This is a genomic window from Gordonia ajococcus (genome assembly GCF_012974285.1).
GTDB lineage: Bacteria > Actinomycetota > Actinomycetes > Mycobacteriales > Mycobacteriaceae > Gordonia > Gordonia amicalis.
This window is the reverse complement of sequence record NZ_CP052884.1, coordinates 2,327,387-2,340,639: the sequence shown is the minus strand read 5'-3', so window position 1 is coordinate 2,340,639 and position 13,253 is coordinate 2,327,387. Positions and strand designations below refer to the sequence as shown.

Below are 13,253 nucleotides of genomic sequence, written 5' to 3'. Positions count from 1 at the left end.
AGACTCGAAAATATGAAACGCACGTTTTCGTTTGGTCTCGGTCGTGAGCCATCGGTCATCGTGGCCGGCACAGCTTTCATCGCGGCGACCTACGGACTGGTGCGACTCGCATACGGGCTGTTCCTACCCGACATCCAGGCGGACCTGGCTCTCGATTCGGCCCGTGCGGGGTATATCTCCTCGGGGTCGTCGCTGGTCTACTGCCTCGCGGCGTTGTGCGGGTTCCGCTACGGACGCCGAAATCCTCGGGTCTTGATCGTCGTCGCCACAGCCACCGCGGCGGGTGGGGTCTGGGGCATGGCCGCCGCCGGGGACCTGCTCACCTTCGGACTCTTCGCCGTGATCAGTTCTGCGGGAGCAGGCCTGGCGTCGCCCGCTATGGTGAGCGTCGTCCGGCGCAACATCGCCGCGAATCGCGTGGACCGGGCGCAGTCGATGGTCAACTCCGGCACCGGACCCGGACTCGTCGGCGCCGGGGCGCTGGCACTCGCCTTCCTACCCGAATGGCGACTGACCTGGGCGATCATCGGCGTGGTCACCGCGGTCATCGCGGTCGCCCTCCTCATCACCGACCAGCCGGGTTCCGCCGCCCAGGACGAGCAGTCGCACGCCCTGTCCGTCGGGTGGATCCGCCGCCACGGCACCGCACTGACCATCGCGGTTCTGCTGGGCGGGGCGTCGAGCGCCATGTGGACGTACGGCCGTGCGATCCTCGTCGACACCGGCGGATCATCCCAACGTGGCACGATCATCGCGTGGATCATGATCGGAATCGGCGGCGCCGCAGTGGCTCTCACCGCCACACCGTTGGCGAGGTGGTCGGCGACCTCGGCGTGGACACTCAGCTGCGGAACGATGACGGTCGGGATTCTCCTGGTCGCCGCTGCTCCGGGACAGATGGCGGTCACGCTCGTCGGCTGCCTCTTCTTCGGGTGGGGTTTCACCTCGGCGACATCCGCGCTCATCGCCTGGACCTCGACCATCGATGCGGCACGATCGGCTGCGGGTACCGCACTCCTGTTCATCGCGTTGATGTTCGGGCAGGCAGTGGGTGCCACCGCCCTCGGTGCCACTATCACCGCCGCGGGTTACGGGCTCGCCTTCGTCGTGGCCGCGGTGGTGTCGAGTGCGTCCATCGCCGTGTCCGCACTCGACCGCACCGGTCACCGGGTGCCCGCGGACCGCGCGGACCACTCAGGCGAACCAGGACATGAACCGTCCGCGGGACCAGCACCGGCCGAGCGCGTCGCCGGCGACATCGAAGCGCGGCAATGCGGTTGACGGCTCGAACACGGTCAGCCCGATGATGCTGTGCCCAGACGCCGGACGATCCCCGAGGGTCGGAATGGTGGGCGCGACCCCGACCCCTTCGACCGACACCCAGGCAGTCCTCCTCGCCGAGGAGAGCTCCTCCAACGCATGCACGAATCGGCGTCGTCTCTCCGGCGAGAACCGCGACAGCGACCAGGTGGTGATGACCACAGGCAGCGCCCGATCCGGGACACACGAGACCGCATCCGACAGCGTCGTGATCGGATCTCCCGAAATCTGTTGCGGTGGAAATGATTCTGCGAGAGCGAGCTCGTCGTCGAGATGGCGTGACCGGTCGTCGGCCAGCCGGATGCGATTCCGGTGCTCAGGGTTACGCATGTCTAGCGGCGCGCGGTCGACCACGATCCGCGCCGCGACATCCGGCATCGGCACACTCGGAATCCGACGATCGCCCACCACCGAGCACTCCAGCTGCACGGGCGATGACACATCGCCAAGGGTCTGATCGTCTCCGTAGAAGATGCCGACGCGGTCGACGTTGAGGTTGAGACCGGCGGGACGGCCGACATCGATCAGCCCCACGCGCTCGGCGGCGCAGCGTCGGGCCGCCTCGGCGATCGCCGGATAGAGGACCGCGTACCGCCCGGTGTGATCTGAGAGCTTCACCGAGACCATCAGGGAGAGCCCCCATCTGACGCGACTCCCCGGACGCTCGTGCCGACCGGTCCGCCAGCGTCGCGAAGGCCGTCCGCAGCTCCTCCGGGCCGATCACCTCGACATCGGCATCGAATCGCGCGAGCGAAGCGCACAGACCGGCAGCGATCCCCGACGTCGCCGTGCAGTACACCGACGCATGACGCTCACGCCTGCTGTCGCTTTATCATCTCGGTGATCCAGGTGGGTAGTCGAGCGGCCGTGTCACCGGTAGCCCACAACGCCGAAGCGAGGTCGTGCTGGGTCTTCAGACGTTTGGCGACGGCCCGCAGCTTGGTCAGATTGACGCCGTGGTCGTCTCCGTGCCTCTCGTTGACCGCGCGGATCTTCGGGTCCTCGAGTTCGGCGAGTTCCGCGAGTACCCGGGCGACGGCAGCCTCGGTGTCGGCGGTTTCGGTCACGACGTCTCCGGTCTCCACCCAGATAGGTTATCGGCCCACGGACACCGTTCCACGGGCCTAGTCTGGGCGGATGGCGTTGGTACTGGGTCCGATCCTTCGGCACGTCGACGAGACATCCGCGCTGGTCTGGGTCCAGACGGACGGACCCGCGGAGGTGGAGGTCCTCGGCAGCCGCTCGCACACCTTCGAGGTCGTCGGAAATCACTACGCGCTCGTCGAGGTCACCGGTCTGACGCCGGACACCACGACCGAATACGAGGTGTTCGTCGACGGTTCTCGGGAATGGCCCCTGCCGGATTCCGACTTTCCGCCCAGCATCATTCGGACGCGCGGACCCGAAAGCGCCCGCCATCACCGGCTCGTCTTCGGGTCGTGCCGCTACCCCAAGGCGGAGGACCCGAAGGTCGACGAAAAACTCGGACTCGACGCACTGGACTGTTATGCGGTCCGCATGCGCCACCTGCCCGTCGACGAATGGCCCGACACCCTCATCCTCCTCGGCGATCAGGTCTACGCCGACGAACTGACGCCGCAGGTCAAGGAGAAGCTCGAGTCGACCAGGACCTCGACCGCCGGTCCGTCTGACGAGGTGGTGAGCTTCCAGGAGTACGAGGGTCTCTACCGGCACACCTGGGGCGACCCGGAGATACGCTGGATCCTGTCCACCGTCCCGACCGCGATGATCTTCGACGACCACGACATCCGCGACGACTGGAACACCTCGGACACCTGGCGCCGGCAGATGGACGACCAACCCTGGTGGCGTGACCGGATACGCGCCGGACTCGCGTCGTACTGGGTGTATCAGCACCTCGGCAACCTGTCCCCCGCGGAACTGGACGCCTCCGACGACTACCGCCAGGTGAGGGAGATCGACGGGGACTGCTGGCCGCATCTGGTCGATCTCGCCGACCGCGCCGATTCCGAAACCGACGGCGTCAAAGGGATCCGGTTCAGCTTCCGGTGGGATCTCGGCGCGACGCGACTGACGATGATCGATTCACGTAACGGCCGCATTCTCGCCGGTGGCGTCCGGAAGATGTTGAGTGACACCGAGTTCGATTGGATCGAAGACCAGGTCAACGACGACGTCGAGTCGGTGGACCACCTGGTGCTCGGGTCGTCGTTGCCGTGGCTGCTCCCGCCCGTCCTCAGCGACGTCGAGACGCTCAACGAGATCGGGGCCCGCCACGACGGCCGGGTCGGACAGCTGGCCGAGAAGATCCGGCAGGGTGCCGACCTGGAGCACTGGCCCGCCTTCTTCGATTCCTTCACCCGGCTGAGCCGGATGATCAGTGGGGTCGCCGGCCTCGGCAACAGCGATCGAACCCTCGGTCCGGCGACCATCAGTGTCCTGTCGGGCGACGTCCACCACAGTTATGCCGCGCGAGCGGATTTCGCCGAAACCACCGGTGCGGTGGTCTATCAGTTGGTGTGCTCACCGGTGCACAACGCCATACCGCCGTACATGAAGGGCGTGTTCCGGCTCGGCTGGTCGCCGCGTCTTGCCAAGATCGTCCGACGCTGGGCCGGTTCCCGCGGAGCGCCGCAACTCCCCGTCACGTGGCACAACGCGCTCGGCCCCCTGTTCGGTAACACCATCGCCTCCCTGATCGTCGACGGACGGGACGCGCGGGTCACGTTCGAACAGCCCGACCTGGACGGCACCCTGCACGTCGCAGCCGACATGTCGCTGACGGACGAATCCGTCGAACGCGTGGGGACATAGCGTCGTCGTCTGCTACGAAATGCGCTCAGTCCAGGCAGAATTCGTTGCCCTCGGGATCACGCATGACGATGTGCCCGGCACCGAGAGGCGGTTCCGGCTCAACTCGTCGAACGCGAGTTGCACCCAGGACCACGAGGCGGGCCGACTCCGCCTCGAGCGCGGCGAGGCGGTCGTCACCGCTCAGGCCGGGTGCGGCCCGGACGTCGAGGTGTACCCGGTTCTTGGCTGTCTTGCCTTCCGGCACGCGCTGGAAGAAGATCCGTGGACCGCGACCGTCGGGGTCGGTGACCGCAGACGCGTCGTTCCTGCGTTCCGGCGGGACACCCATCGCATCGAGCGCGGCGTCCCAGCTGTCGAACCCCGTGGGCGGCGCCTGAATCCGGTACCCGAGCACCTCGGACCAGAAGGCGGCGAGTGCCGCGGGATCAGCGCAATCGAACGTCACCTGGATTTCTGTGGACATTCCTCCACTGTGGCGCACAACGAGGACAACTGCGGTCCTCATCGCGAAGAACTTCGCCGGCGAATCAGCGAAGCCGCTCGCCGTAGACGCGCTTCACCGACATCACCATCAACACCCGACGATCAGAGACCATTACGCTGCGGTACTCGTCCCAGTCCGGGTGCTCCCCCGCGGCCTTCCGGTAGTAGTCGACGAGGGCCTCTACCTCGGGTCCGTGGGGATCGGTGCCGGGACCGATCAACACGACGTCACCTTCGGCCGTCGCCCACGTGTAGCGGTCGGGCCCGGTGACCTCCAGTGCTGCCCGCGGGTCGCGCCGCAGGTTTGCCGTCTTGGCCCGGCCCTCGGTCATCGACACGTAGATCGTGTCGGCATCACGGTCGTAGTACGCGGTCACCGGGGACAGCTGCGGGAGGCCGGAGGACTTGATCGTGGCGAGAACACCGAGCGATGATTCGGCGAGGAGGTCGCGCGGGTCGTACTTCGAGGTGGTCATGGTCTGGGCAACTGCCGAAGATCGGCGACTATTCCGGTGCGACGGCGACACCGACCCCGGTTCGGAACCCCGGCGACGGACAACGGGGACCGGTACTTTCGTACGGTGTTCACGATCGGAGTGGTGGCGGCTTCGCTCGCCGCGGTGGCCTACGGACTGTCGACGGTCCTGCGCGCACTGGGTGCACGGAACGCGGCCGGTACCACCGAGACCGCGTCGGTCACGACCGAGCGCGGACCGTCGCTGCGCTCCACACTCGACACCTTCCGCGATCCGGCCTTCCTCATCGGCACGCTCATGGTGATCCTCGGTTTCGCCGGCGGTGCCGTCGCGGCGCGGCTTCTCCCCCTCTTCCTGGCACAGACGATCGTCGCCGGGAACCTGATCATCACCGCGCTTCTCGGCAGCGTTCTGCTCGGCACGACGCTGAGAGGTCGGGACCTGGCCGCGATGGGCGTCGTCGTCGCCTCGCTCTGCATGCTCGGCGCATCGGCATCGCATGAAGCCGCGACCGCGCACGACATGGCGTTCCACTGGGCGCTGTTCATCGTGTCGACCACTGTCGCCGTGGTCGGTGTGGTCGTAGTGCATCTCCTGGGACGACGCGGCGCCATCCTGGCGGGAGCGCTTGCCGGCGCGATGTACGGCGCCTTGGCGGTGGCGGTTCGCGTTCTGGACGGCGTTCATCCGTTCGACGCCGCGGCGCTCGTCACCGACCCGGCGGCCTGGACGATCGCCATCGCCGGCGCCGTCGCGTTCTACGTACAGACGGTCGCGCTGCAGCTCGGACCGGTCAACGCCGTCACCGCTGTGCTGGTCGTGGGCGAGGTGGGCATCCCATCGGTGATCGGCGTCCTGTTCCTCGGCGACCGCGCCGTCGACGGACTCGGTTGGCTCGCGTACGTCGGTTTCGCGGGAGCGATCGCCGGCGCGTTCGTCGTCGCGTGGCTCACGTCGAAACCCGAGTCCGGGGCCGCGGCCCGCGGACTCACCGCCGGTTCACCCCCATGACGTTGCGACATTCTTCTCTATCTGTGTCTTTGCCCGTACGATCGGTGCCATGGACGTGCGCGAGATGCTGACCACCACCCCGACCGACACCGCCGAGGCGCTCGAGTTGTTCGACTCCTGCGACGCGGTCGAACCGGAGTTCATGATCGGCACCTGGCGCGGTGCGGAACTGCCGACCGGACACCCCCTCGACGGGTTCCTCGCCGCCAGCGGCTGGTGGGGAAAGCAATTCGTCGACGCCGAGACCGTGCACCCGTTGCTCTTCCCCACCCGCGACCACACCGCTCTCTGGGCGATGAACCCGGGGATCGCCTTCAGTGGACTCACGATCGCCGAGAAGGCACCACAGGTCAAAGCGATGTCTTTCGCCACACCGATCGCAGCGACCCGCCTGCTGAGCCAGACCCGCAAGGCACGCGCGCGGCTGCGTACCACCCGCTACCGCGGCACCGACACCGCCACGATGATGTACGACCAACTCCCCATCAACGACGTCTTCCGTCGCATCTCCGACGATGCGGTCATCGGCGCCATGGACCTCAAGGGCTCGCCCGCGCCGTACTTCTTCGTCCTTCGACGCGACGACTCGTTGCGTCTGATCTGAGGCTGTCACCTCGCCGGAAGTGGAGCACCGTCGGCGCACGCGACCTCAGAGATCCGTGACCGCGGCCCTCAGCTTGTTCGACTCGGCAACCGCGTCGCGCAGCGCCACCTTGGCGTCCGACCGGCCCCGCTCGGCGGTCGACAGTCGCTGACGCGCGAAGCGCAGTGAGTCCTCGACCCGCGACAGCTGCTCGCGCAGTTCCCGCGCCCGTGCGACGAGTTCGTCGACCTCTGAGGACGCCTCGTCGACCGCGGTCGACGCATCGCCGAGACCGTCGCGCGCCGTCCGCTCGTCCTCTTCGGCCCGGGACAGGCGTGCCTCGAGTTCGCGTCTGACCGCGGCGTCCTCGTCGGTCTCGCCGGTCTCGTCGGTCTCGTCGGTCTCGCCGGCGGCCACCGCGTCGACATCACTCGAGGCATCCACGCCGTCCTCGGCCGCGTGTTCCGGCTCGGCCGGCAGATCGGGCACGACGAACACCCCGGCCGGACCGAAGCCGCTGTACTCCGCGGAGGTGACGAGGCTGCCGCGTCGAAAGCGTTCCAGGGTCTCGGCGTCTGCGATCGCCGCGCGCAGCGTTGCCGCAACCTCGCGAACCGCACTGTCGGACAACCGTACTCCGAGGGAGTCTGCGGTACCGGCCACCCCGTCGGCGGCGGAATTGATCAACTCCTGGCGTCGGCGGGACAGCTCGCGCATCGCGTCCACTGCCGAACGCCGTTGCGCTGCAGACAGGTCCGCGGCGAGTGCGGTGATCTGACCGCAGTCATCGGGATTCGCTCGGACCCACTGATTGATCGCCCAGGCAGCCTGCGTGGGCCTACGGAGTTGCGAGATGTTTTTGGCCAGAGCGGATTCCCCCTCGGCCTTGACCTCCTTGGCGAGCTCGTTTCGGCGTTTCACGAACAGATCCGGCGTCAGACCGTACAGTTCGTCGACGATCTCGTCGTAGCGAGACATCAGGTCACCCACGGCCGGCAGGACGTCGCTTCCACATGAGCCGATCGTACGTCGTACCCGCGTCACGATCCGACACATCGACAGCACCCAAACTTGAACCATTCCAGAAAAGTGTGCATACTCGAGTCATGCTCACCGACGACGACTGCGCCACCAAGCTGCGCGCAGCACGACTCCGCGTCACCCGACCGCGGGTCGCCGTCATGCGTGCGGTGCATGCGCATCCCCATGCCGACACCGACACGGTGCTTCGCGAGACGCGAACCGAAGTGCCCGACGTGTCGCAGCAAACCGTTTATGACGTGTTGGCGGCGTTGACATCTGCCGGTCTCATCCGTCGTATCCAGCCATCGGGTCACGTGTCCCGCTACGAATCGCGGATCGGCGACAACCACCATCACGTGGTCTGCCGTTCCTGTGGGGCGATCGGCGACGTCGACTGCGCGGTCGGCGCGGCCCCGTGCCTCACCGCGTCCAACGACCAGGGCTTCGTCATCGACGAGGCCGAGGTCGTCTACTGGGGCCTGTGCCCCGACTGCCGGTCCTGACCGCAGCACTGATCCACCACCGATTCACCGTTCACCGTTCGCCGAAAATCAACACATCCGACCGACCGGTCCACATCAAGGGGACCGGGCGCGGTCACGTCTGCATCAGTCACCATCCATCACCATTTCCCGAAAGGAACGACATGGCACAGGAACACCCGCCGATCGCCGAGGCGAACACCGAACCGAAGGCCGGCGGCTGCCCGGTCATGCACGATCGTGCCAAGCAGCCCACCGAGGGTGGCGGCAACCGTGACTGGTGGCCGAACCAGATGAATCTGAAGATCCTGCAGCACAATCCGGATGTCGTGAATCCGCTCGACGCGGATTTCGACTACCACGAGGCCCTCAAGTCCCTCGACGTCGACGCCCTCAAGGCGGATCTGACCGCCCTCATGACCGATTCGCAGGACTGGTGGCCCGCGGACTTCGGTCACTACGGCGGCCTCATGGTTCGCATGTCTTGGCATGCCGCGGGCACCTACCGCGTCCAGGACGGCCGCGGAGGCGCGGGAGCCGGAATGCAGCGCTTCGCACCCCTGAACAGCTGGCCCGACAACGCCAACCTCGACAAGGCACGTCGCCTGCTGTGGCCGATCAAGAAGAAGTACGGCCAGGCCGTCTCCTGGGCCGACCTGCTGGTCTTCGCGGGCAACGTCGCTCTCGAGTCGATGGGCTTCGAGACCGCCGGCTTCGCCTTCGGCCGCGTCGACGAGTGGGAGCCCGACGACGTCTACTGGGGTCCCGAACTCGAGTGGCTCGCCGATCAGCGCTACCAGGGCGACCGCGAACTCGAGAAGCCGCTGGCCGCCGTCCAGATGGGCCTGATCTACGTGAATCCGGAAGGCCCCAACGGTAATCCGGATGTCCTGGGCTCGGCCGCCGACATTCGCGACACCTTCGCCCGGATGGCGATGAACGATGTCGAGACCGCAGCACTGATCGTCGGTGGCCACACCTTCGGCAAGACTCACGGCGCCGGCGACGCGAGCCAGGTCGGCCCGGAGCCCGAGGCCGCAGCACTCGAGGACAACGGCCTCGGCTGGCGCAGTTCACACGGTGACGGCACCGGCGCCGACGCGATCACCAGTGGCCTCGAGGTCATCTGGAACCCGACGCCGACCCAGTGGGACAACGCCTTCCTGGAAACCCTCTACGGCTACGACTGGGAGCTGTACAAGAGCCCGGCGGGCGCCAACCAGTGGCGTCCGAAGGACGGCGCCGGCGACGGCACCGTGCCGAAGGCCTTCGGCGACGGCACGACCCACCCGTCGATGCTGACCAGCGATCTCGCACTGCGCTACGACCCCGAGTACGGCAAGATCACCCGCCGCTGGCTGGATCACCCCGAGGAGTTGGCCGAGGAATTCGCCAAGGCCTGGTTCAAGCTGCTCCACCGCGACATGGGTCCCGCGATCCGCTACCGCGGCCCGCTGGTTCCCGAGGTCACCTACGGCTGGCAGGACAACATCCCGGCGCACGAGGGACCGCTCGTCTCCGATGCCGACATCGCCGCACTGAAGACCATCCTGCTCGAGTCGGGACTGTCGGTCTCGCAGCTGGTGAAGACCGCGTGGGCGGCCGCATCCTCGTTCCGCGGCAGCGACTTCCGCGGTGGCGCCAACGGCGGTCGTCTCCGCCTGCAGCCGCAGGCCGACTGGGAGGTCAACGAGCCCGAGGAACTCGCCGGCATCATCGAGACGCTCGAGGGTGTCGCCGAGTCGTTCACCGGTGGGGCCGGCGCGAGGATCTCCTTCGCCGACCTCGTCGTGCTCGGCGGCGTCGCGGCGATCGAGAAGGCCGCTCGTGATGCGGGTGTCGAGGTCACCGTCCCGTTCACCCCGGGCCGCACCGACGTCTCGCAGGAAGACGTCGACGTCGAGTCGTTCGCCTACCTCGAGTCCACGGCGGACGGCTTCCGCAACTACGTGGGGAAGGGTCTCACGCAGCCGGCCGAGTTCAAGCTGCTCGACAAGGCCAACCTCCTCACCGTGAGCGTACCCGAGATGACCGCACTCATCGGCGGCCTGCGCGTGCTGGGAGCGAACTACCAGAACTCGACGCTGGGCGTGCTCACCGACAAGCCGGGCGTGCTGACGAACGACTACTTCGTCAACCTGCTCGACATGGCGACCGCTTGGTCGAAGACCGACGACGTGAACGTCTTCGTCGGCACCGACCGCGCCACCGGCGAGCAGGCCTGGACCGGCAGCCGCGTCGACCTGGCGTTCAGCTCGAACTCGCAGCTGCGTGCCCTGGCCGAGGTGTACGCCTCGGACGATGCCAAGGAGAAGTTCGTCAAGGACTTCGTCGCGGCCTGGGACAAGGTCATGAACCTGGACCGGTTCGACATCTGAGTCGATCCATCGATCAGTTGAATCGCTGATCACCTCTCACACGACGATGCGGTGGTGCCCGGTACGGGTGCCGCCGCATCGTCGTCTGTGGCGGCGGGTGCCGTTCTGCCCGGCAGGATCGCGGATTCGGAACTATGCTGGCGCTTTCCTCGAGGTGGCGGGTGACCGTCGTGGCAGAAGGAGATCGCGATGTCCGGCGAGCACACATCCCTGGGGCACATCCGACTGACCTCGCACAGCGGCGGCGTCGACGCCCCGCCCATCCACTGGGGCGCGCCTACCGCCGCCGAGCGGGGACCGGTCATCGGCACGACCGGAGTTCGCGCCCACCGCAACGTGATCGGCACCCACAGCGGTTCATACAGTGTCTACCGCGCGCTCGCGGTGGCCGCCGGCGCGCTGGCCCGAGACCATCGCGCAGATCTGACCAACACCTCGCCCACCGACCACATCGGTCCGTACCCACAATGGGGAGATCCGACGGCGATCGTCTCCCTCGATCCCTGGGGCGCCACGGTCGCGGAGAGCTTTCCCGACAAGATCGCCGCCGGCTACGACATCCGGCCGACCATCGCGGTCACGAAGGCACATGTCATCCTCCCCGAGATCGCCGAGGCCATCGACAAGGGCCGACTCGTCCCCGACGGCAGATTGCTCCTGCCCAGTGGCGCCGCCCTGGTGACCAAGGCCGCGGTCGAGCCGGTCTGGCATCTACCCGGCGTCGCCGAACGATTCGGCTGTTCCGAGGCCGAGTTGCGGCGGGTCCTGTTCGAGGAGACCGGGGGCATGTATCCCGAACTCGTGACGCGCTCCGACCTCGAGGTGTTCCTGCCACCGATCGGCGGGCAGACCGTCTATGTCTTCGGGAACGCCCGCGATCTCGCCGATCCCACGGTCGAGTTGACTGCTCGCGTCCACGACGAATGCAACGGCTCCGACGTCTTCGGCTCCGACATCTGCACGTGCCGTCCGTACCTCACCCACGCGATCGAGGAATGCATACGTGGCACGCAGCGCGGTGGCGTCGGTTTGGTCGCCTACTCCCGCAAGGAGGGCCGGGCGTTGGGCGAGGTCACCAAGTTCCTCGTCTACAACGCACGCAAACGCCAAGCGGGTGGCGATACCGCCGACCAGTACTTCGCCCGCACCGAATGTGTTGCGGGAGTTCAGGACATGCGGTTCCAGGAACTCATGCCCGACGTCCTGCACTGGTTCGGGATCACCAAGATCCACCGCCTCGTGTCGATGAGCAACATGAAATACGACGCGATCACCGGTTCGGGAATCGAGGTCGGCGAGCGGGTCAACATCCCCGACGAACTCGTCCCGGCCGACGCCCGTGTGGAGATCGACGCGAAGATGGCCGCCGGATACTTCACCCCCGGACCGGTTCCCGACGCCGAGGCGTTGCGAAAGGTCAAGGGCCGGGGGCTCGAATGAGGGGCACTGCGCAGAAGGACAGCGACGACCCGACCGCCGAAACCACCGCGGCCGCGCTGCTGCGAACGAGCACCGCGGTTCGCGAACGCTCCCGCCAGCTCCTCGACCGTACGCGCGGTGGCCGGTCGTCCTGGTTCACGGTCCACGACGACGCGCTCGCCTCCGCCGCCGACATCGTCGTCGAGATCACCCGTGAACGCCATCCCGACGGTGCGATCCCCCTCCACAGTCGCTGGCGCCATTTCGAAGCCGGCGGCATCGACCGACTCGGGTCGCTCCGGGACATGCTTCCGCCCGCGAACTCCCCTGACCACATCCGCGCACTCATCGACGTCGTCCTGGTCAGCGTCCTCCTCGACGCCGGAGCCGGTCCCGAATGGTCCTATCGGGAGGAGTCGACCGGTCTGGTCCTGACCCGCTCGGAAGGACTCGGCGTCGCCAGCTGGGAGGCGTTCGTCGGCGGACTGTTCTCCGGTGATGCTGCGCAACCGTCACGGGTCGACGCCGCGGGCCTACGTGCGGTGACGGTCGAGAGCCTGGGCGCCGCGTTCCAGGTCTCAGCGGGTAACCCGATCACCGGACTGGAGGGCCGCGTGGAGCTGCTTCGCCGCCTCGGCACCACCCTCGCCGATCAGCCGGCGATCTTCGGTCCCGCCGGCCGACCCGGGGGCCTCTTCGACCACCTGATCGCAGACGGTCGCGGCACCGTGAGCGCCACCGCGATCCTGGACGCCCTCCTGACCTTCCTCGGCCCGATCTGGCCGTCGGACAACAGGATCGGCTCGGTACCGCTGGGCGACTGCTGGCGGCACGAGGCGGTGACCGGTCCGGGCGCCACCGCCGGCTGGATTCCGTTCCACAAGCTGTCCCAGTGGCTGACCTACTCGCTGCTCGAACCGTTCATGTGGGCCGGCGTGGAGGTGACCGGCATCGATGAGTTGACCGGCCTGCCCGAGTACCGCAATGGCGGGCTCTTCCTCGACACCGGCGTTCTCGCGCTTCGGGACGAGGAGTGGGTGGACGTCGAATGGGAGGTCGGCGATCAACTCGTCGTCGAATGGCGTGCCCTCACCGTCGCATTGCTCGACGAGATCGCCGACCTGGTCCGCGATCGTCTCGGAACCGACTCGACGGCGATGCCGCTGGCCTGCGTACTCGAGGGCGGCACCTGGGCGGCCGGGCGTGCACTGGCGGCACGGTTGCGGAACGGTTTGCCGCCCTTGTCGATCCGCAGCACCGGAACAGTCTTCTGAGCACCACG

The 13,253-nt window shown here is 67.3% G+C and carries 12 protein-coding genes and 1 pseudogene; 8 read left to right on the top strand and 5 right to left on the bottom strand.

The features are described 5' to 3' along the window. Positions 1–12 precede the first annotated feature (12 nt). Positions 13–1,281 carry an MFS transporter gene (locus GAA2_RS10620; RefSeq protein WP_024497521.1) on the top strand — a complete coding sequence of 423 codons (1,269 nt, stop codon included), beginning with the start codon at positions 13–15 and terminating at the stop codon, positions 1,279–1,281. Here the strand turns inward: GAA2_RS10620 and GAA2_RS10615 are convergent. Then, positions 1,195–1,938: a DUF2332 family protein gene (locus GAA2_RS10615; protein ID WP_394854769.1), complete on the bottom strand. Its 744-nt coding sequence runs from the start codon at positions 1,936–1,938 to the stop codon at positions 1,195–1,197. The genes GAA2_RS10620 and GAA2_RS10615 overlap by 87 nt on opposite strands. A 236-nt stretch (positions 1,939–2,174) precedes the next feature. Continuing rightward, positions 2,175–2,405, bottom strand: a pseudogene (locus tag GAA2_RS10610) (DNA alkylation repair protein); the annotation flags it as partial. Positions 2,406–2,457: 52 nt separating this feature from the next. Here GAA2_RS10610 and GAA2_RS10605 point away from each other — a divergent pair. Then, positions 2,458–4,116 carry an alkaline phosphatase D family protein gene (locus tag GAA2_RS10605; protein ID WP_024497518.1) on the top strand — a complete coding sequence of 553 codons (1,659 nt, stop codon included), beginning with the start codon at positions 2,458–2,460 and terminating at the stop codon, positions 4,114–4,116. 25 nt (positions 4,117–4,141) lie between these two features. On the opposite strand, the gene GAA2_RS10600 is transcribed toward GAA2_RS10605, so the two are convergent. Then, on the bottom strand, positions 4,142–4,579 hold the full coding sequence (locus GAA2_RS10600) for a VOC family protein (RefSeq protein ID WP_159406190.1): 438 nt from the start codon (positions 4,577–4,579) through the stop codon (positions 4,142–4,144). Positions 4,580–4,643: 64 nt separating this feature from the next. After that, on the bottom strand, positions 4,644–5,075 hold the full coding sequence (locus GAA2_RS10595) for a PPOX class F420-dependent oxidoreductase (RefSeq protein WP_006357521.1): 432 nt from the start codon (positions 5,073–5,075) through the stop codon (positions 4,644–4,646). A 105-nt stretch (positions 5,076–5,180) separates the two neighbouring features. Here GAA2_RS10595 and GAA2_RS10590 point away from each other — a divergent pair, with 105 nt between their 5' ends. Further along, positions 5,181–6,086: a hypothetical protein gene (locus GAA2_RS10590; RefSeq protein ID WP_159406189.1), complete on the top strand. Its 906-nt coding sequence runs from the start codon at positions 5,181–5,183 to the stop codon at positions 6,084–6,086. A 49-nt stretch (positions 6,087–6,135) separates the two neighbouring features. Further along, complete coding sequence (locus tag GAA2_RS10585) at positions 6,136–6,690, top strand: DUF4334 domain-containing protein (protein ID WP_006357519.1); 555 nt, start codon at positions 6,136–6,138, stop codon at positions 6,688–6,690. Positions 6,691–6,735: 45 nt separating this feature from the next. On the opposite strand, the gene GAA2_RS10580 is transcribed toward GAA2_RS10585, so the two are convergent. Next, positions 6,736–7,647 (bottom strand): hypothetical protein, encoded by a 912-nt coding sequence (locus GAA2_RS10580; RefSeq protein ID WP_024497515.1) that lies wholly within the window; start codon positions 7,645–7,647, stop codon positions 6,736–6,738. 128 nt (positions 7,648–7,775) lie between these two features. Between GAA2_RS10580 and GAA2_RS10575 the strand changes: the two genes are divergently transcribed. The 4 genes from GAA2_RS10575 to GAA2_RS10560 all read left to right on the top strand — a co-directional run bounded on the left by GAA2_RS10575 (position 7,776) and on the right by GAA2_RS10560 (position 13,245). After that, positions 7,776–8,195, top strand: coding sequence for a Fur family transcriptional regulator (locus tag GAA2_RS10575; RefSeq protein WP_006357517.1), 420 nt, complete (start codon positions 7,776–7,778; stop codon positions 8,193–8,195). Between the two features lie 143 nt (positions 8,196–8,338). Then, positions 8,339–10,552, top strand: coding sequence for a catalase/peroxidase HPI (gene katG / locus GAA2_RS10570; protein ID WP_159406188.1), 2,214 nt, complete (start codon positions 8,339–8,341; stop codon positions 10,550–10,552). Positions 10,553–10,741: 189 nt separating this feature from the next. Then, the gene (locus tag GAA2_RS10565) at positions 10,742–11,992 is read left to right on the top strand and encodes a GTP cyclohydrolase II (protein WP_159406187.1); all 1,251 of its coding nucleotides are present in this window, start codon (positions 10,742–10,744) and stop codon (positions 11,990–11,992) included. After that, a complete protein-coding gene (locus tag GAA2_RS10560; RefSeq protein WP_159406186.1) occupies positions 11,989–13,245 on the top strand; it encodes a URC4/urg3 family protein in 1,257 nt (418 codons plus the stop codon). The genes GAA2_RS10565 and GAA2_RS10560 overlap by 4 nt, the downstream gene beginning before the upstream one ends. Positions 13,246–13,253 lie beyond the last annotated feature (8 nt).

What these genes read in the sequence shown, in the direction of transcription:
- GAA2_RS10620 (WP_024497521.1), top strand. Translation starts at nt 13, where the DNA reads ATGAAACGCACGTTTTCGTTTGGTCTCGGTCGTGAGCCATCGGTCATC.
- GAA2_RS10605 (WP_024497518.1), top strand. Translation starts at nt 2,458, where the DNA reads ATGGCGTTGGTACTGGGTCCGATCCTTCGGCACGTCGACGAGACATCC.
- GAA2_RS10600 (WP_159406190.1), bottom strand. Translation starts at nt 4,579, where the DNA reads ATGTCCACAGAAATCCAGGTGACGTTCGATTGCGCTGATCCCGCGGCA.
- GAA2_RS10595 (WP_006357521.1), bottom strand. Translation starts at nt 5,075, where the DNA reads ATGACCACCTCGAAGTACGACCCGCGCGACCTCCTCGCCGAATCATCG.
- GAA2_RS10585 (WP_006357519.1), top strand. Translation starts at nt 6,136, where the DNA reads ATGGACGTGCGCGAGATGCTGACCACCACCCCGACCGACACCGCCGAG.
- GAA2_RS10580 (WP_024497515.1), bottom strand. Translation starts at nt 7,647, where the DNA reads ATGTCTCGCTACGACGAGATCGTCGACGAACTGTACGGTCTGACGCCG.
- GAA2_RS10575 (WP_006357517.1), top strand. Translation starts at nt 7,776, where the DNA reads ATGCTCACCGACGACGACTGCGCCACCAAGCTGCGCGCAGCACGACTC.
- katG (WP_159406188.1), top strand. Translation starts at nt 8,339, where the DNA reads ATGGCACAGGAACACCCGCCGATCGCCGAGGCGAACACCGAACCGAAG.
- GAA2_RS10565 (WP_159406187.1), top strand. Translation starts at nt 10,742, where the DNA reads ATGTCCGGCGAGCACACATCCCTGGGGCACATCCGACTGACCTCGCAC.
- GAA2_RS10560 (WP_159406186.1), top strand. Translation starts at nt 11,989, where the DNA reads ATGAGGGGCACTGCGCAGAAGGACAGCGACGACCCGACCGCCGAAACC.